Here is a 17,785-nt window from a genome sequence, read left to right on the forward strand (position 1 = left end):
TTTTGTCCGAATAATGAAGAGATATTAACACAAAAGACAAGATGTGATTATGGATGAGTTTGAATTAGAATTAAAGATGGATTTCCTTGAAGAGGCTGTTCAGCTTCTTGAAGATTGTGAAGAGTCTTTCCTAGAGCTAGAATCGGGTGTCGATAATACAGATGAGCATATCGATAAAATCTTTCGCCTTGCTCACAACCTTAAGGGTACATCAAGGGCCGTTGAGTTTAGTGATGTAGCTGAGTTTACGCATGAGATGGAAGAGCTGATCTTAAAAGTTAAGAAAGGCGAAGTCGATATTTGTGCTGATGTTATTGATGTATTCTTAAAATGTTCAGATCATTTAAATAATATGATCTCAACTCTAAGAGATGATATTGAAGCAAAGTTTAATTCTGATGAGATCATCCAACTTATTAAAGATGTTTCAAGTGCTGATGTTGAGCATAATGACCTGAGAATTTCAAATATTCCTGATGAAGCTGAATTTGAAGCGAGTGCGCAAGAAGAAGATGAAGATACTTATCATCAAGAAGTAGAAGAGGACTTTGAAGACGAAGAACTACAAGGAATTCTTGATAACGAGGAACCTGTAAGCTTTGATGAAGAAGTTGTTGCGGATGCACGTCCGAGTCAATCAGATATGAGTGACCTTGATCGTCTATTATATGGTGAATCTTTTGATACAACAGAAGAAGTAAAGCCTGTTGAAGCACCTGCTTCAAGTACACCAAATGATCTAGATACTTTAATGAGCGAAACAGCTCCTAAAGATCCTGTCGTTGATAATGTTGTAAGTCTAGATTCTGCAGCGAAGAAGGAAGAGAAGAAACCATCTTCAGCTCCTGCTGCGAAAGTTCAGGCGGCAGCTCCAAAAAAGGCCGCAAAACCAGAAGAGACAATTCGTATTGGTATTAGTCGTGTAGAAAAACTTAACAACTATGTTGGAGAACTTGTAATTCTACAAACTGTTTTAAGTGAATGTAACGATCTTGTTGCTGATGAGCACGTAAGAAAAAGTGTTAGTCACTTATCAAAAATTACAAAAGAAATTCAAGATATTTCAATGAAAATGAGAATGGTACCACTTAAAACAACATTCTCTAAATTACAACGTATTGTAAGAGATACATCAAAGGCATTAGGTAAGAAAGTTAATCTTACTATTGTTGGTGAAGAGACGGAAGTTGATAAGAATATTCTAGAGCAACTTTCAGATCCATTAGTTCACATCGTTAGAAATGCAGTCGACCACGGGCTTGAAAAGAGTGTTGAAGATAGAAAAGCCGTTGGTAAGTCTGATGCTGGTGAAATTCAAATCAAAGCTTATCATGAAGGTAATAGTCTTGTGATTGAAGTTGTTGATGATGGAAAAGGGATTGACCCAGAGATTATTAAAAGTAAAGCAATTGAGAAAGGCGTTATTAAAAATGCAGATAAACTAAGTGATCAAGATGCGATTAACTTAATTTTTGCACCAGGTTTTTCAACTAAAGAAGCTGTAAGTGAAATTTCTGGACGTGGTGTAGGGATGGATGTTGTTAAAAAGAATATCCAAGATATCTCAGGGGCCGTTGAAGTTAAGTCTGAGGTCGGATCTGGTTCTGCCTTTAGAATTAAGCTTCCATTAACAATGGCTATTATTGAAGGGATGGTTACACGAGTTAGTGAAGAAAACTATGTTGTTCCATTGAACTTAATTCATGAGACTGTCTCTGTTACAGAAGAAAACTATAAGAAAGTTAATAATGTTGGAGGATGTATTGTGCTTAGAGGACAAGTACTGCCAGCATTTAGACTTAGTACACTTCTGAAACATAATGTGAAAGAGCCTTCAGTAAATGAGATTGCACTAGTTGTAAGAACTGAAGATATGGATTTTGCAATTGTTGTTGATGATGTTTTAAGACGTCAGCAAGTCGTTATTAAGAGTCTTGGAAATGATATCAAGAATACACAAGGTTTTATGGGAAGCTCTATTCTTGGTAATGGGCGTCCTGCTTTAATCTTAGACTTGAAAGAACTTGTTGTGAATAAAGTAAGTAAAACAAAAGGTCAGAGACCAGTAAGTAACGCAGCTTAATATTATAACTTGAAGTGTGGGGAAAATATGGAAAATGAAACAACTGATGTAACAAAAAGGTACTTAGAATTTAAACTTGGGGATGAACACTATGCAATCCCACTTCTACAAGTAAGAGAACTTATCTCTGTTCCTGAAACAACAAATGTACCATTTAGTCCTAGTTACTATGTCGGAATTATGAACTTACGTGGACAAGTAATTTCAATTATTGATCTACGCACGAGGCTGGGTGTTAAACCTGCTGAATCTAATGAAGAAGCCGTGATCATTGTTGAGTTTGGTCAGCTATGCTTAGGTATTGTTGTTGATAATATTTGCAAGGTTCTATCTGTTGATGAAGAACAGATTCAAGAAGTTGCTTCTGTAGAAACAAAGAAACGTGACCGCTTAAACAAGGTATATCGTCATAACGAATCTTTAATTCAATTAGTTGATCTTGAATCAATTTTGAATATCGATGAAATTAATGGCCTAGCTAAGAAAGCTGCATAATTGGGGATGGTGTAGATACACCGGGAGAAAGTAATGAAACAAACAAAACTGTCAATGAACAAAAAAACGATTCTGAGTTTTCTTGGTATCTTTGCAATGTTTGGAATTGGATTAGCTATCTCAATTTATTCTTACTATGGACTCGTTGAAAGCTTAAAGAATACTGTTCAAAATGACTTGAAAATGAAAGATTCGATGAGAACTTTTGCAGCAAATCTTGGAGAACAAATTTCACATGAGAAAGAGTTTATAATTTCACAAGATCCCGCTGGAGTTAAGCGTTTTCTTGAGCTAGCTAAAATAAACGAAGAAACTTATACCAATATGAAAAAAATAGATGTTGATTATTCTAATGAAATCATTTGGGATGAGCTTTATAAAGAGTTTAAAGAACACTCTAAGAATTTTGGTAATACTCGCAGTACTTTAAAGATTGAAGGTGACTCAAAGAGTGGTCTTAGAGGTGAGCTTAGAAGCTTCGCTCATGATATTGAAAAAAAGATTAAGAAATACGATTTAAATCCAAGTTTCATGATTTCTCTTCTTAATCTTCGTCGCCACGAAAAAGATTTCCTTTTAAGAAGAACAAAGAGTTATGTAGATAAAGCGAAAACTGAAAGTGAGAAAATTAAGAAGGAGCTAATTGCTCGAAAGTATAAGCAATATATTTATAGTGATGTGATTAAGTCTGTTAATGACTACATTCGTACATTTGATAAATTATATTCAAATCAACTACTTTTAGAGAAATATAGTGCTATCGCTGTAAAAGGTACAAAGAATATTTTCGAAATCATTCAAAAAAATATTGAGTTGATTGATAGAAAAACTACTGAAAGAATTGAAGAAAGTACTGTCTTAGAGGATAAAATCAGCTTTTTTATTCCAATTCTTTTTGCTGTGATTGCAGCCTTTGCGTATGGATTTCAGTATAATTTCTCAAAATCAATTAAGAAAATTATTGTACTTAGTGAGAGACTACGTGACTCGTCACAAGTTACTGAAAAGTCTTCAACTAATATGAGTATGGCATCAGCAAAAGTTTCTTCTTCAGTAACTCAACAAGCAAGTGCTATTCAAGAGACTGTTGCTACTCTTAATGAGATTACGGCCATGGTTAATAAAAGTGTTGAGAATGCAAAAGTTTCAAGCCAAAAGGCTGATGAATCACAACGTGTTGCTCTAGAAGGTAAGAAGGCCGTTAATGATATGGTTGAAGCTATTGGACAAATTAACGGTAATAACGAAGATATTATGAAAGAGATGAATCGTAATAATGAAGAGATTGTAAAGATCGTCGATGTTATTAATGAGATCTCTGAAAAAACAAAAGTAATCAACGATATCGTATTCCAGACAAAGCTATTATCTTTTAACGCTTCTGTAGAGGCAGCTCGAGCAGGCGAGCATGGGAAAGGTTTTGCTGTTGTTGCTGAAGAAGTTGGAAATCTTGCTCAGATGAGTGGTAACGCTGCTCTTGAAATTGAAGAACTACTTGGTGGCTCAATTAAGAAAGTACAATCAATTGTTGATGAAACACAAGTGAACGTTAAAAGACTTATTTCAGAAGCTCAAACAAGTATTACTAAAGGTGTTGATGTTTCTGAAAATTGTGGAAAAATTCTAGATAGTGTTGTTGATAATGTTGATGCCGTTACAAAAATGATGACGGAGATTTCAACAGCATCTCAAGAGCAAGCTGAGGGGATAAATAATATCTCAGATGCGATGAATGAACTTGATGAAGTAACTCATACTAACTCAAGTATTGCACAGGAAACTTCTGGTTTTGCAGAAAGCTTGTCTGAACAAACTTCAATCCTAAATGGAATTGTTGAAGAGTTAGAAAGTGAAGTATTAGGAAAAATTCAAAATTTATCGGCAGATAGAGATAGACTTGTTGACTCAATTTCAAGCGCGCCAGTAGAAACTTATTCTGCACCAGAGCACAAAGTGGTTGAAGATTTTCCTGTCTTCGACTCGACTCCAGCACCACAAGTTGTTAAGGATAAGCCAGCAAAGTTCGTTGCAAAGAGTGCACCAGTCGTCGAGGATATGGGGTTTGATGACCCTGTTTTAGAAGTAGACTCTGATGAGTATCCAAGCGAAGACGACGCAAGATTTGATAAAGCAGTATAAGATCAATAAGGAAATTGGGAAGAGATTGAATGAGTAATCTTGCTAGAAGTTATATTGAAATAGCGCAAATGATGTCACAAGAGACAGGGACTCATTTTACATCACAAAATGATGCAATGGTGAAGTCTCGCATTGACAAAAGAATTGTAGAGCTTCGTTTAAATAATGCTGAAGAATATCTCTCTCTTATTAAGACTCCTGGTAGTCAAGAAAAGAGTGAGCTAGTTTCACTACTAACGACACACTACACATTCTTTATGCGTGAAAAGAATCAATTCGAATTCATTGTAAAATCTCTTCCTAAGATAGTTGAGCGCATCAAAAATAGTGGCCGAAATAGCCTTAAAATATGGTGTGCAGCCTGTAGCAAAGGTGATGAAGTATATAGCCTTGCAATGATTTTAAAAAAGCATTTAAGAGAAATAGATCCAAGTTTTAAATTTGAAATTTTGGCCACAGACATTTGCGAAAAATCAGTGAAGCATGCACAAAAAGGTGTTTATTACTGGAAAGAGCTACAAAAAGTTCCTAAAGAGTACTTGGAAGGAAATTGGTATCGAGGTAGTGGTGATATTACTCCCTTTGTAAAAGTAAGTGATGAGCTTAAAAAATTTTGCAAATTTAAGGTTCATAATTTAATAGATGAAAATAGTGCGGAGTATCGCGATAAGTATGACATTATTCTATGTCGAAATGTCTTTATTTATTTCAATGAAAACCAAATCGATAAAGTTATAAAGAAGTTTTCTAATTGTGTGACAAATAAGGGATATCTTTTTATTGGTATCTCAGAAACACTTAGGAAGCACGAGGGATTCCAAAGTCTTGGGCAGTCAATTTATTTCAAAACAAATCATGAAACTAAAAGAAGTGTTCGAGTTAGGCAAGAGCAAGTTAAGAAAATTCTAATTGTAGATGATTCTAGTACGGTTAGGAAGCTAATTAGAAAATGTCTAACAGGTGTTCCTGGCTACGAAGTTGTAGGTGAAGCAGTTGATGGTGCAGATGGTTTAGAGAAAATCAAAGAGCTTAAACCAAATGTTATTACTCTTGATATCAATATGCCAAAAATGAGTGGTCATGATGTTTTAAAGAACCTTCCAAAAGATCAGTCGCTTCAGGCGATTATGATTAGTTCTGTAAGTAAGAGTGATGGGGATATCGTTATGCGCTGTCTAGAAGATGGTGCTTTTGATTATCTTAAAAAGCCTTCATTTGATGATATCTTTAAGTTTAAAAAGGCCCTTTTAGAAAAAATTGATCTTGCTTATAGCAGTATTGTTAAATCTAAAAGTCAAAAGTTAACTAGCTGGGTAGGAACTAATAATTTTGATTTCTCAGGTAGTCAGTTGATCACAATTGGTGCTTCAACTGGGGGAACTGAGGCGATCAAACAGTTGCTTATGCGTTTCCCTAAGGAATTTCCACCTGTCTTAATTGTACAGCATATTCCACCAGTCTTTTCTACGGCATTTGCAAATCGTTTAAATGAGCTTTGTCCATTTGACGTTGTTGAGGCTACTGATGGTGAAGAAGTTAAAAATAACACCGTCTACATCGCTCCTGGTGGAATTCATATGGGAGTTGTTGGAAAAAGTAAATTAATGATCAAGTTAGATAGTGAAACACCGATATATTCTGGACACCGTCCGAGCGTTGATTATTTGTTCGAAAACTTAGCTAAGCTAAAAGGACATAAGGTTACAGCTGCTCTTTTAACAGGAATGGGTGCTGACGGTGCGAAAGGTTTATTGAAATTGAAAGAGTGCGATACTTTTACAATTACACAAGACGAGGAAACTTCAGTTGTATATGGAATGCCTAAGAAAGCATTTGATTTAGGTGCTTCTTGTATTTCCTTACCACTGGATAAAATTACTGAGCAAATTCTGACGAGGGTTGCGAAGAATTAAAATAGAATTTTGGGGAGAGATTGAGGGGTTATGAAAGGACAATGGACAATTAAGAAACAGCTTATTGCACTATCAGCTACTATGCTTGCCATACAGCTAGTTATTGCATTTGTGGGATATCAATCATTAACATCAGTGAAGTCACATCTTTATACAGTATTTTCTAAGAGACTTCCTAGTATTAACAGTCTAGTACAAGCCGACCGTGACTTTCAGCAGATGTTGGTTGCGGAAAGAACGCTACTTCTAGAGGGACTAACTGAAAAACAGAAGAAAGCATTAGCTGATGACTACTTTACTAATAAGCAGCAAGTTGTTGATCGCTTCAAAAAGTATACTGTTCTAGGTGATTCACCTAAGGAAATTGAAATTTCGAAAAAATTTAACGAGGGGCTAGAAGCATTTGAAAGAACTGCAGCAGAAAAGTTTCCTCTTAATAAAGATGGTGAGTTTAAGAGATTTAATAAGTCACAATTGATTTCTAATTCTCTTGGGCCAGTTAACTCTACATTTGAGAATGCAAGAGATAGTTTAGATCAATTACAAGAGCTTATTTTAGGAATGGGAGATGCTGAATTTAAGGACGCAGATGAGACTTATTCTAATTCGATCTTCTTAATGTCTATTATCTCAGTTATTAGCTTATTCGGTTCTGTTGGTATTTGTATTTTTATGGCAAGAAGAATCGATGGACGTATCAATAATATCGTTGAGTCAATTTCTCATGAGGGGCAAAATTTAGAGAAAGTATCTAATACTTTTAAAAATAAGTCAGTTGCACTTAGCTCTATTTCTGAGCAACTTTCAGCAGCAGCAACAGAGACATCGAGCTCTCTACATGAGATTTCTCAAATGATTAAGAGCAATACTGATGGATCTAATAATGTAGCTTCTCTGATTCAAAAAAGTCAGGAGCTTGTTACTGATGGTGTAAAGTCTCTAGGAGATTTAGGACGTGGTGTTAAGGATGTTGATAGTAGTACGACTGCACTAGCAAATACTGTTGAAAAGAGTAATAGCGAATTAAATGAAATTATCTCTGTATTTGAAGAAATTAACGCTAAAACGCAAGTGATTAACGATATTGTTTTTCAAACAAAGCTACTTTCTTTCAATGCGTCTGTTGAAGCAGCAAGAGCAGGAGAGAACGGTAAAGGTTTTTCTGTTGTAGCAGAAGAAGTAGGGAATCTTGCTAAAATGAGTGGTGACTCTGCTGATGAAATTTCTAAACTACTTGTTAATAGCTTAAAAAGAGTAACTGAGATTGTTGATGATTCAAGTAAGCATGTAAATGAATCATTAAATATGAGTCGAGACAAAATTAACAAAAGTGTTGAGATTAGTAATCAATGTCAGGAAGTATTTACTCAAGTACTAAGAAATTTTGATGAGGTTTCAGCTAACTCTAATGAAGTGGCAAATGCTTCAAAAGAGCAGTTAATTGGGGTCGAAGAAGTTAGTAGAGCAATGCAGGAAATTTCAAGTTCTGCAAGTTTAACAAATCAGTCGGCACATGATCTTAAGGCTGCATCGACAGAATTAAGCCAAGCTGTTATCCACATTGGTGAAGATATTACTGATTTAAGAGGATTAATTGTTGCTCAAATCAGGTCAGCAGCAAGAGCAGTTAATAATGTTGTAAACTTTCATAAAAAATCAGAAAATTCTGAGACAAAGAAAGCTGCATAATAACTGTCATTCATATCAAATAAAATAAAGGGCACTTTCACAGTGCCCTTTTTTTTTACTATATTTTATCTAGGTTTTATGAACTCCCTAATTTATAATTCTTTTAAAGAAGGGATGTTTATATGTTGTTTTTTAGAAAGTATATCTTAGCATTTACTGGTTTATTCTTGTGCTTATTTCTTATTGTTCATCTCGGTGGAAACTTAATTTTACTATTGCCTAAATTTCACGCTCAATCTCTTTATAATTTGTATTCACATACATTGGCAGAAAATCTTCTTATCAAAGTCGTCTCAATTTTTCTCTATTTGGCTATTTTGATTCATACATATATGGCGGTACGAGTAACGATAAAAAATTCACGCTCACAAGGAGTCGATTACGCCTTTAAAGATAATAGTGAAGTGACGACTTGGACTTCCCAAAATATGGGGCTTCTTGGATTCATTATATTAATATTTATTGTTGTTCACATGGGAAATTTTTGGGCACGAGTGAAGTTAGGCTTTGGACAGAGCATTCCGATAGATTCTAGTGGCCATAAAGATATCTATTTAATTACAACTCAATTATTTAAGAATCCATTCTATGTTATTTTTTATTCTCTACTTATGATTCCTCTTGGCGCCCATATAAATCATGGCCTATCGAGTGCGTTCAAAACACTAGGATTCTATCGATTAAAACATATACAAGTTCTAGATAAGTGTAGTCGATTTTTTTCATTAATTATCACTTTCGGCTTCGCAATTATTCCTATTGTTATTTTTATTAGGGAGAAACTGTAATGTTAGATGCAAAAATTCCTAATGGAGAATTAAAATCAAAATGGTCTACTTATCAAGCAGAAAGTAAGTTACTTAATCCTGCAAATCGAAAGAAAGTTTCAATTATTGTTGTTGGATCTGGTCTTGCAGGTGCTGGTGCGGCCGCTACGCTTGGTGAGCTTGGCTACAATGTAGATTGCTTTTGTTATCAAGATTCTGCACGTCGTGCTCACTCTGTTGCTGCCCAAGGTGGAGTTAATGCAGCTAAAAATTATCAGCATGATGGTGATAGTGTTTGGCGAATGTTTTATGATACTTTAAAAGGTGGTGATTTTCGCTCACGTGAAGCAAATGTATATCGTCTTGCAGAGCTTTCGGCTCCTCTTATTGATCACTTTACACAGCAAGGTGTTCCATTTGCTAGAGAATACGGTGGTGTACTAACTAATCGAAGCTTTGGTGGTGTACAAGTTCAACGCACTTTCTATGCAAGAGGACAGACTGGTCAGCAACTACTTCTTGCTGCCTATTCTCAACTTTCAAAAATGGTAAAGCAAGGTAATGTTAAGATGCATCCTCGTACTGAAATGCTTGATCTCGTTATTATCGATGGAAAAGCAAAGGGTGTTATCACACGTAATTTAGAAACTGGAGAACTAAAGAAATTCATGGCAAATGCTGTCGTATTAGCAACTGGTGGTTATTCTCGCGTTTTCAGATTATCTACTTTGGCAATTGGTTGTAATGGTTCAGCCATTTGGGCGGCCCATAAGAAAGGTGCTTTTTTTGCAGCACCTAGCTTTACACAGATTCACCCAACTGCACTTCCTCAATCGAGCGAATTACAATCAAAACTTACTCTTATGTCTGAGTCATTGAGAAATGATGGGAGAATTTGGGTTCCTAAGAAAGCTGGAGATAGTCGAAAGGCCAATGAGATCCCTGAAGAGGATAGAGACTATTATCTTGAGAGAAAATATCCTAGTTTTGGAAACTTGGCCCCTCGTGATATTTCTTCTCGTTCAGCAAAAGAGCAAATCGATTCAGGTCATGGTGTCGGTGTACTTAAGAATGCTGTCTATTTAGATTTTAAACATGCAATTGAAAGGCTGGGAATTGAGGTGATAAAAGACCGCTATGGGAACCTTTTTCAAATGTATGAAAAGATAACTGGAATTAATGCTTATCAAGAACCAATGATGATTTCACCTGCTGCCCACTTCTCAATGGGAGGGCTTTGGGTTGATTATGAATTGATGACAACGGTACCTGGCCTTTACGCAATAGGTGAATGTAATTATTCAGATCATGGTGCTAATCGCTTAGGTGCAAATTCTCTTTTACAGGCAAGTATTGATGGTTATTTCATTTTACCAAATACAATTAATAACTATCTTGCCGATGAAATGAAATATGATCAACCAGATATATCTCATGACGAATTTTCTAAATGTCTTGAAGAAGTTGAAGCACGTATAAAGATGCTTCTTAAAATCGATGGTTTGAAAACAGTTGATCATTACCATCGAGAACTCGGTAAAATTATGTGGCAAGAGTGTGCTATGAGTCGCAATAAGGCCGGTCTTGAAAAAGCAATTTCTGAAATAAAAGAATTAAAATCTGAATTTTGGAAAAATGTTAAAGTTACTGGTTCTAATAATGAGTTAAATCCCGAATTAGAAAAGGCGCTTCGTTTAGCTGACTTTATTGAGCTAGGTGAACTTATGTGTCTTGATGCTCTTCAAAGAGAAGAGTCGTGTGGTGCTCATTTTCGAGAAGAGTACCAGAGTCCTGAAGGTGAAGCAGTTCGTAATGATGATGAGTACAGTTATGTGTCTGCTTGGGAGTACTCTAGTGGTGAGTATCAATTACATCGCGAAGAACTCAATTTTGAATATATTAAACCAACAATCAGATCATACAAGTAGGTAGCAATGAGAGTAACTTTTAAGATTTGGCGACAAGATAATTCAAAAGTTGATGGTCAATTTGTCGAATACGAACTTGAAAATATTAGTAGAGATATGTCCTTTCTCGAAGCACTTGATATGCTTAATGAAAGTCTTGTTTTAAAAGGCGAGAAGGTCATTGCTTACGATTATGATTGTCGAGAAGGCATATGTGGCCAATGTGGTGTTTTTATCAATGGAAGAGCTCATGGGCCACATGCTAATACAACAACATGTCAGCTTCATATGAGAAGCTTTAGTGATAATCAAGTAATAACTGTCGAGCCTTGGCGTGCGAAATCATTCCCAATAATTAAAGATCTTGTTGTTGACAGAAGTGCTCTAGATCGAATTGTTGAGAGTGGAGGGTATATAACAGCTAAGACAGGAACAGCTCCTGAGGCTAACTCAATACTTATTGGAAAAGAGGTTGCTGATTTATCAATGGATTCTGCTGCATGTATTGGGTGTGGTGCATGTATTGCAACTTGTAAAAATGCTTCGGCAGCTTTATTTACTTCTGCAAAATTGACCCACTTAAATCTTTTACCGCAGGGAAAAGTTGAAGAAGGAAGAAGAACTTTGTCCATGACAAAACAGATGGAGTTAGAGGATTTTGGTCATTGCTCATTTACTGGGGCATGTGAGATAGAATGTCCTGAAGGGATTTCTATTTCTAATATTGCCAGAATGAATTTCAGTTTATTAAAGGCAAAGCTTTTAAAATAATCCCAGAAACTTCCACCATGCTCCTCCTATAATCAACCATATCAGAATGTTTACAATTGATATGAGAAATCCCATTTTCCACCAGTCTGATAAATCAACATAACCTGAACCAAAGAATACTGGGGCCGGTCCTGAGCCATAGTGAGTTAATGAACCAAAGAGGTTTGAAAAAAAGCCAAGAGTGATGGCCATGAGATATGGTGGGACTCCAACCTGTACGCCCACTCCTATGAATACTGCTGCCATTGCTGTTACATGTGCTGTAGCAGATGCAAAGAAGTAATGAGAGTAAAAATAGATGCCTGCTAGAATTGGAAATGCAATTGTCCATGCAAGAGTTGAGACTTCGTTTGCAACATACTTACTAAACCATGGGACAAAGCCAAACTTATTTAAAAAATCTGCCATCATAACTAGAACGCCAAACCATATAAGTGTGTCCCATGCACCTTTTTCTGACTTAATATCATCCCACGTTAAAACACCTGTAATAAGAAGAATAGATAGTCCTCCAAAAGCAGTTGTTGTAGCGTTTATATTTAAGGTACTTCCAAAAATCCAAAAGACGATAAGAAAGATGAAAGTTGCAATCATTGTCCACTCTTGTACTTTCATCTTACCCATTTCTTCAAGTTTCATTTTGGCAATTTCTTGTGCACCAGGTGTTTCTTTAATTGAAGGAGGGTAAACTTTGTAGATGACATAAGGGACAGCGATTAAAGATATTATGCCGGGTAAAATAGCAGCCAACGCCCATCCTCCCCATGTGATTTTAACGCCATTATCTGCAGCAAATTGTTGTATTAATGGATTTGCCGCCATTGAAGTAATAAACATTGCTGAAGTAACCATACATACTTGAAAGCAGCTCAAGGTAAGAAAGTGACCAATCTTTCTATTTGTAGGATCGTTAGGTTTTGAGTCATAGCTGAGGCTTAAAGACTTCATAATAGGAAAAATAATACCTCCACCGCGTGCGGTGTTTGAGGGAGTTGCTGGAGCGAGAATGAGATCACTTATTGCAAGTCCATAAGCAAGTCCAAGTGTTCTTCTCCCAAGTAAGAAGACAAAGTAATAAGCGATACGTGCGCCAAGTCCTGTTTTTACGAACCCATTTGCAATGAAGAAGGCGATAACAATTAGCCATATTGTACTATTAGAAAATCCAGATAAGGCTTCAGCTTTAATTTTCAATGTTTGAGTAAAAAGACTTATAGCAAGTCCTACCATACACATTGAGCCCATTGGCATTGCCTTAATAATAATACCTAAGATGGTGCTTAAAAAGATAGCAAAGAGATACCACGCTTTAGGCTCTAATCCATCTGGGATTTGTTGATGCCAAATAAATACTCCTAACGCAAGAACACAGATAAGTCTGATTAATCGAACTTCAGATTTCATATTATTTATCCCTTTTAAATAAATTGATTTTAATATTGTTGAAGGAGAAGTTGCAATTTAAGAAAAAATTTAAGAAGATGCGTACATGGAAATTACATCATATCATGCACACTTATATTACGATGAATCAACTTACGAGAAGGCCCTAGAGGTTATCGAGCAGGTTAAGAAATTAAGTTATGTTGAAGTAGGAAGAGCACATCAAAAAGAAGTAGGGCCTCACCCTCGCTGGAGTTGTCAGTTCTTATTTTCTCCAGAAAAGTTAAATGACATGATTCCTTGGTTACTTGAAAATAGAAGTGGGCTTACCGTTTTTACTCATGCAAATACTGGAGATGATTATCTAGATCATACTCAAAATACGCTATGGATGGGTGAGATCTTAGATCTGAAACTATCTATGTTTAAACCAATAAAATAAGATTGTTTTTGAAATTCAATTTATCGAAATTTCGATTAATTTTATCGTTAGTGTCAAAGATTAATAGAACACACACAAAGTATTTCCCCTAAATAGGATATAATTGTTTAGCATTTAAACCATCGCAAGGGGGAGAGAATGACCGATGTACTGCTGGGAGAGGTCGATGGCCTCGTGGAAGAACATCAAAAAGTGAGTAGGGCCTTTAAGGAATTAATTGTCCTGTCTCAAGAAGTCGATAGAGTTTGTAAAAACCATATCGATGTGCCAAAGGATATCACCAACTTTTTGATTAAATTCTGGGTAACTCTCGAGGCCCTTACTCAAAAAGAGGAAAAATATATCTTTCCTTCATTAATAAAAGACATTGATAGACGAGCTTATGAAAAGGCGAATGAAGCATTGAGAACTCACTCTAAATTAAAGAGTGAACTGAAAGTTCTGGTGGATTATGTTTTACAATACAAAGTTAATGAGAATTCATGTGAGCTTTGGAAAGAGCTTGTTAATCGTACTACCGAAGTTGTTAGAACACTTGAGGAGCATTTAAATTACGAAGGTGAGATATTTGCACAGATGATAAATTCTTACCAAATTTATGATGGGCATAGTGTTGATATAGTTTCTCCATCAGATTTAAAACTTAAAATTAGCTAAATAGTAGAAGTTGATTTAGGTCATAAAACAACAAAGCTGACGTAGATCATATTGCGCCATGCGTAGGTTGCTATACTTATTTGAAGTATAGATATTACTGCAGGGGTAAAGTAAGTGAGTAAAGTTTCAAATTTTAAAGATCAGGTGGCTAAGCTTGTTTCTTTTCATCAACAAATTCGTACAGAGTTTAAAAGTCTAATTATTTTATCTCAGGCTGTAGGAGAATCATCAAAAGGTAAGCATGGTGCCCCAAGCGGTATCTCTGAATTTCTTTTGAGGTTTTGGATTACACTTGAAGCGGATATGCAAAATGAAGAGCGATATATTTTTCCTTTAATACTTAGGGAAAATTGCAGCGATGCATATGAGTATATTAAAGAAATGACTAATGAGCATTTGGAACAAGAAGAAGAACTTAGAGGTCTAATTCAAATGGTGCAAAATTATGAACTACAAGAAGAGAGTTGCCCAGAATGGGAGAATCTTTATCTAAAAGTAAGACAGGCCGTTGATAATCTATGCCGACATATGAACTATGAAAATGAAGTTATGTATTCATTTGTTTCGCAATATGAAAATAGAAATGGAGCTGCAGTTTAAAAAAGTACAACACCAAATTCTTGAAGGATCAATTTCACTGTCGGTGAAATTGATTTCTTTGATGGCATAACGGCCCAAATCGGAATCGACTGATTCGTGTACTCACTAAGCAAAGGCAATAACGTCTTATTTCTAATATGATCTAAAACATAAACACCAGGTAGTTTACAAATACCAAGACCTTGAAGAGCTGCGTTCATTTGTGCTCGTCCATTGGAGCTCTTAAAATTTCCTCTTACTTTAATACTTTCTTTTTGATCTTCATTATAGAATTGCCAGGTATCATTATTTCCAATGAGACAATTGTGAGAGCTAAGGTCTTTTGGTTTTTTGGGATGTCCAAACTTATTTAGATAATTTGGTGATGCGCAGACAAATTCTTTACGATCAGCAATTTGAATAGCAAAACCTTTCTTTGGCTTTTTAGCTGTTACACGAATAGCAAGATCAAACTCATGAGAAGTTATATCAATTAGCTCAGTAGAGAACTCAAGTTCTGCTTCGATTCCCGGATGTTTCATCATGATATTTGAAATCATTGGAGCAATGATATCTTCTCCATATGCTCCGGCCAAAGAGATTCTTATTTTATCTTTAGTGGATTCATAGCTCTCTTTAGATTGTTTAGTAAATCTTTCTATTTCTTGGATATGAATTGCACATATTTCAAAGTAGTTTTTACCGAAGTCTGTGAAGTCAATGAAGCGCGTATTTCTTTTTAGAAGTGGTTGACCAAGTTTGTCTTCTAGTTCCTTCACTGCTTTACTTAAATGTGAACGAGAGACATTAAGGGCATCTGCTGCTTTCGTAAATGATCGAAATTGTGCAACTTTTATAAAACTATAAATATGACTTAAATCCTTTATTGTTTCCATATGTAAACAATGTGTCGAATGATGTCACAATTGTCAACAATTTGGTTTCACTATATAATGATGCATCAAGATAAAAGAATATTTTTCTGGAGGTATATATGAAAGTAAAAGCTGCTGTTGCTTGGGGCCCAAATGAGCCACTTAAAATTGAAGAAGTTGATTTAGAAGGACCAAAGAAGGGAGAGGTTCTTGTAAAGATGCATGCTACAGGTGTTTGTCATACTGATGCATTCACTCTTTCTGGAGCAGATCCAGAAGGTCTATTTCCTGTAATTCTTGGTCACGAAGGTGGTGGAGTTGTTGTTGAAGTAGGTGAAGGTGTAACTAGTGTTGAAGTTGGTGATCACGTTATTCCTCTATACACTGCTGAGTGTGGTGTTTGTAAAATGTGTAAATCAGGAAAAACAAATCTTTGTTCTTCTGTTCGTGAGACACAAGGTAGAGGTCTTATGCCAGATGGAACAAGCCGTTTCTCTAAAGATGGAAAAATGATTCATCACTATATGGGAACTTCTACTTTTGCTGAATACACAGTTGTTGCTGAAGTATCTCTTGCAAAAGTTAGTAAAGAAGCTCCTCTAGATAAAATCTGTCTTCTTGGTTGTGGTGTAACAACTGGAATCGGTGCAGTTTTCAATACTGCTAAAGTTGAAGAAGGTGCAACAATTGCAGTATTCGGACTTGGTGGAATTGGGCTATCGGTACTACAAGGTGCAAAGATGGCAAAAGCTGGAAGAATTATTGCTATTGATATTAATGATGATAAGAAAGAAATGGCAATGAAGTTTGGTGCAACTGACTTTGTTAACCCTAAAAATTATGACAAGCCAATTCAAGATGTTATCGTTGAACTTACTGACGGTGGTGTTGATTACTCGTTTGAGTGCGTTGGTAATGTTAACTTAATGAGAGCAGCTCTAGAGTGTTGTCACAAAGGTTGGGGTGAATCAATTATTATTGGTGTAGCAGGTGCAGGTCAAGAAATCAGTACTCGTCCATTCCAACTAGTAACTGGACGTGTTTGGCGTGGTAGTGCCTTTGGTGGTGTAAAGGGGAGAACAGAACTTCCAGGTTATGTTGATCGTTATATGTCAGGCGAAATTAATCTTGATGATCTTGTAACTTTCAAATTACCATTAGAAAAAATCAATGAAGCTTTCGATCTAATGCACGAAGGTAAGGCAATTAGAACTGTTATTGATTTTAATGCTGAAGGTTAATTCATGAGCTTTGAAAAATTAAAAAGTCATAAATCATTTGAAGGGGAGACAGCATTCTGTCTCCACTCTTCAAAAGTTACAAAGACAGATATGAAGTTTTCATACTTCAAGCCTAATACTGATAAAATTGAAAATATAATCATTTGGTTATCTGGCCTTACATGTACGGAAGAGAATTTCATAACAAAAGCAGGTGCTCAATTTCACCTTGCTAAGACAAATACAATGATCGTTTGTCCTGATACTTCTCCAAGAGGACTTGAGCTTCCTGGTGAGCATGATAGTTATGATTTTGGTTCAGGTGCTGGATTTTACTTAAATGCGACTACAGATGGTTATAAAGACCATTATAAGATGTATGATTATATCGTTAATGAGTTTGTTCCATTACTAAAGGATGCCTTTGGAAATGCAAAGCTTTCGATTACTGGTCACTCAATGGGTGGGCACGGAGCACTTGTTATCGGCTTAAATAATCCAGAATTATTTCATGCTATCTCTGCGTTCTCTCCAATCGTAAATCCAACGCAAGTACCTTGGGGGCAAAAAGCCTTTACTGGGTATTTAGGCAATGATGAGAATTTATGGAAGCAGTACGATGCTTGTGAGTTGATCAAGAGTGGCAGGACTCATGCAAAGAAAATATTGATTGAGCAAGGGCTTGCTGATGAATTCTTTGAAGAACAATTAAAGACAAAGAATTTTGAAGATATTTGTGCAGAGTTTAATCAAGAGCTAACGGTAAATTATCGCCAAGGATATGATCATAGCTACTATTTCATCGCCTCATTTATCGAGGATCATCTCAAACACTTAATTTCTTAATTTATAATTAAAGACAAGG

At 35.8% G+C, this 17,785-nt stretch carries 15 protein-coding genes; 13 read left to right on the forward strand and 2 right to left on the reverse strand.

Annotation, left to right across the window (positions count from 1 at the left end; genetic code table 11):
• Positions 1-49: 49 nt before the first annotated feature.
• The 8 genes from ABMA70_RS10975 to ABMA70_RS11010 all read left to right on the forward strand — a co-directional run bounded on the left by ABMA70_RS10975 (position 50) and on the right by ABMA70_RS11010 (position 11,764).
• Positions 50-2,083 carry a chemotaxis protein CheA gene (locus tag ABMA70_RS10975; protein ID WP_392993528.1) on the forward strand — a complete coding sequence of 678 codons (2,034 nt, stop codon included), beginning with the start codon at positions 50-52 and terminating at the stop codon, positions 2,081-2,083.
• A gap of 27 nt (positions 2,084-2,110) precedes the next feature.
• Positions 2,111-2,578, forward strand: a complete 468-nt coding sequence (locus tag ABMA70_RS10980; protein WP_103217675.1) for a chemotaxis protein CheW — start codon at positions 2,111-2,113, stop codon at positions 2,576-2,578.
• Positions 2,579-2,611: 33 nt separating this feature from the next.
• The gene (locus tag ABMA70_RS10985) at positions 2,612-4,717 is read left to right on the forward strand and encodes a methyl-accepting chemotaxis protein (protein WP_392993525.1); all 2,106 of its coding nucleotides are present in this window, start codon (positions 2,612-2,614) and stop codon (positions 4,715-4,717) included.
• A gap of 29 nt (positions 4,718-4,746) precedes the next feature.
• Positions 4,747-6,630, forward strand: coding sequence for a chemotaxis-specific protein-glutamate methyltransferase CheB (cheB, locus tag ABMA70_RS10990; protein WP_392993522.1), 1,884 nt, complete (start codon positions 4,747-4,749; stop codon positions 6,628-6,630).
• Between the two features lie 30 nt (positions 6,631-6,660).
• On the forward strand, positions 6,661-8,319 hold the full coding sequence (locus ABMA70_RS10995) for a methyl-accepting chemotaxis protein (protein WP_392993519.1): 1,659 nt from the start codon (positions 6,661-6,663) through the stop codon (positions 8,317-8,319).
• A gap of 122 nt (positions 8,320-8,441) precedes the next feature.
• The gene (locus ABMA70_RS11000) at positions 8,442-9,107 is read left to right on the forward strand and encodes a succinate dehydrogenase cytochrome b subunit (RefSeq protein ID WP_103217679.1); all 666 of its coding nucleotides are present in this window, start codon (positions 8,442-8,444) and stop codon (positions 9,105-9,107) included.
• Positions 9,107-11,014: a fumarate reductase/succinate dehydrogenase flavoprotein subunit gene (locus ABMA70_RS11005; RefSeq protein WP_103217680.1), complete on the forward strand. Its 1,908-nt coding sequence runs from the start codon at positions 9,107-9,109 to the stop codon at positions 11,012-11,014. The genes ABMA70_RS11000 and ABMA70_RS11005 overlap by 1 nt, the downstream gene beginning before the upstream one ends.
• A gap of 6 nt (positions 11,015-11,020) precedes the next feature.
• Entirely contained in the window at positions 11,021-11,764 is a 744-nt protein-coding gene (locus tag ABMA70_RS11010; RefSeq protein WP_103217681.1) for a succinate dehydrogenase/fumarate reductase iron-sulfur subunit, read from the forward strand.
• On the opposite strand, the gene ABMA70_RS11015 is transcribed toward ABMA70_RS11010, so the two are convergent.
• Positions 11,756-13,168 (reverse strand): anion permease, encoded by a 1,413-nt coding sequence (locus ABMA70_RS11015; RefSeq protein ID WP_103217682.1) that lies wholly within the window; start codon positions 13,166-13,168, stop codon positions 11,756-11,758. The two genes, ABMA70_RS11010 and ABMA70_RS11015, sit on opposite strands and share 9 nt — an antisense overlap.
• Positions 13,169-13,253: 85 nt before the next feature.
• On the opposite strand from ABMA70_RS11015, the gene ABMA70_RS11020 reads away from it, so the two are divergent.
• The 3 genes from ABMA70_RS11020 (at position 13,254) to ABMA70_RS11030 (ending at position 14,846) form a co-directional block, all read left to right on the forward strand.
• A complete protein-coding gene (locus ABMA70_RS11020; RefSeq protein WP_103217683.1) occupies positions 13,254-13,589 on the forward strand; it encodes a DOPA 4,5-dioxygenase family protein in 336 nt (111 codons plus the stop codon).
• Between the two features lie 138 nt (positions 13,590-13,727).
• Entirely contained in the window at positions 13,728-14,246 is a 519-nt protein-coding gene (locus ABMA70_RS11025; RefSeq protein ID WP_392993517.1) for a hemerythrin domain-containing protein, read from the forward strand.
• Positions 14,247-14,360: 114 nt separating this feature from the next.
• Complete coding sequence (locus ABMA70_RS11030; protein ID WP_103217685.1) at positions 14,361-14,846, forward strand: hemerythrin domain-containing protein; 486 nt, start codon at positions 14,361-14,363, stop codon at positions 14,844-14,846.
• Here ABMA70_RS11030 and ABMA70_RS11035 read toward each other — a convergent pair.
• Positions 14,843-15,721, reverse strand: coding sequence for a LysR family transcriptional regulator (locus ABMA70_RS11035; protein ID WP_392993513.1), 879 nt, complete (start codon positions 15,719-15,721; stop codon positions 14,843-14,845). The two genes, ABMA70_RS11030 and ABMA70_RS11035, sit on opposite strands and share 4 nt — an antisense overlap.
• Positions 15,722-15,819: 98 nt before the next feature.
• Between ABMA70_RS11035 and ABMA70_RS11040 the strand changes: the two genes are divergently transcribed.
• Both ABMA70_RS11040 and fghA read left to right on the forward strand, forming a co-directional pair.
• Positions 15,820-16,941 carry an S-(hydroxymethyl)glutathione dehydrogenase/class III alcohol dehydrogenase gene (locus tag ABMA70_RS11040; RefSeq protein ID WP_103217687.1) on the forward strand — a complete coding sequence of 374 codons (1,122 nt, stop codon included), beginning with the start codon at positions 15,820-15,822 and terminating at the stop codon, positions 16,939-16,941.
• Positions 16,942-16,944: 3 nt separating this feature from the next.
• The gene (gene fghA / locus ABMA70_RS11045) at positions 16,945-17,766 is read left to right on the forward strand and encodes an S-formylglutathione hydrolase (RefSeq protein WP_392993510.1); all 822 of its coding nucleotides are present in this window, start codon (positions 16,945-16,947) and stop codon (positions 17,764-17,766) included.
• The last annotated feature ends 19 nt before the right edge of the window (positions 17,767-17,785 follow it).

Source organism: Halobacteriovorax sp. XZX-3, from assembly GCF_043196495.1.
GTDB lineage: Bacteria > Bdellovibrionota > Bacteriovoracia > Bacteriovoracales > Bacteriovoracaceae > Halobacteriovorax_A.

Bases quoted from the DNA above. Each gene is read 5' to 3' on its own strand.
- ABMA70_RS10975 (WP_392993528.1), top strand. From the start codon at position 50: ATGGATGAGTTTGAATTAGAATTAAAGATGGATTTCCTTGAAGAGGCT.
- ABMA70_RS10980 (WP_103217675.1), top strand. From the start codon at position 2,111: ATGGAAAATGAAACAACTGATGTAACAAAAAGGTACTTAGAATTTAAA.
- ABMA70_RS10985 (WP_392993525.1), top strand. From the start codon at position 2,612: ATGAAACAAACAAAACTGTCAATGAACAAAAAAACGATTCTGAGTTTT.
- cheB (WP_392993522.1), top strand. From the start codon at position 4,747: ATGAGTAATCTTGCTAGAAGTTATATTGAAATAGCGCAAATGATGTCA.
- ABMA70_RS10995 (WP_392993519.1), top strand. From the start codon at position 6,661: ATGAAAGGACAATGGACAATTAAGAAACAGCTTATTGCACTATCAGCT.
- ABMA70_RS11000 (WP_103217679.1), top strand. From the start codon at position 8,442: ATGTTGTTTTTTAGAAAGTATATCTTAGCATTTACTGGTTTATTCTTG.
- ABMA70_RS11005 (WP_103217680.1), top strand. From the start codon at position 9,107: ATGTTAGATGCAAAAATTCCTAATGGAGAATTAAAATCAAAATGGTCT.
- ABMA70_RS11010 (WP_103217681.1), top strand. From the start codon at position 11,021: ATGAGAGTAACTTTTAAGATTTGGCGACAAGATAATTCAAAAGTTGAT.
- ABMA70_RS11015 (WP_103217682.1), bottom strand. From the start codon at position 13,168: ATGAAATCTGAAGTTCGATTAATCAGACTTATCTGTGTTCTTGCGTTA.
- ABMA70_RS11020 (WP_103217683.1), top strand. From the start codon at position 13,254: ATGGAAATTACATCATATCATGCACACTTATATTACGATGAATCAACT.
- ABMA70_RS11025 (WP_392993517.1), top strand. From the start codon at position 13,728: ATGACCGATGTACTGCTGGGAGAGGTCGATGGCCTCGTGGAAGAACAT.
- ABMA70_RS11035 (WP_392993513.1), bottom strand. From the start codon at position 15,721: ATGGAAACAATAAAGGATTTAAGTCATATTTATAGTTTTATAAAAGTT.
- ABMA70_RS11040 (WP_103217687.1), top strand. From the start codon at position 15,820: ATGAAAGTAAAAGCTGCTGTTGCTTGGGGCCCAAATGAGCCACTTAAA.
- fghA (WP_392993510.1), top strand. From the start codon at position 16,945: ATGAGCTTTGAAAAATTAAAAAGTCATAAATCATTTGAAGGGGAGACA.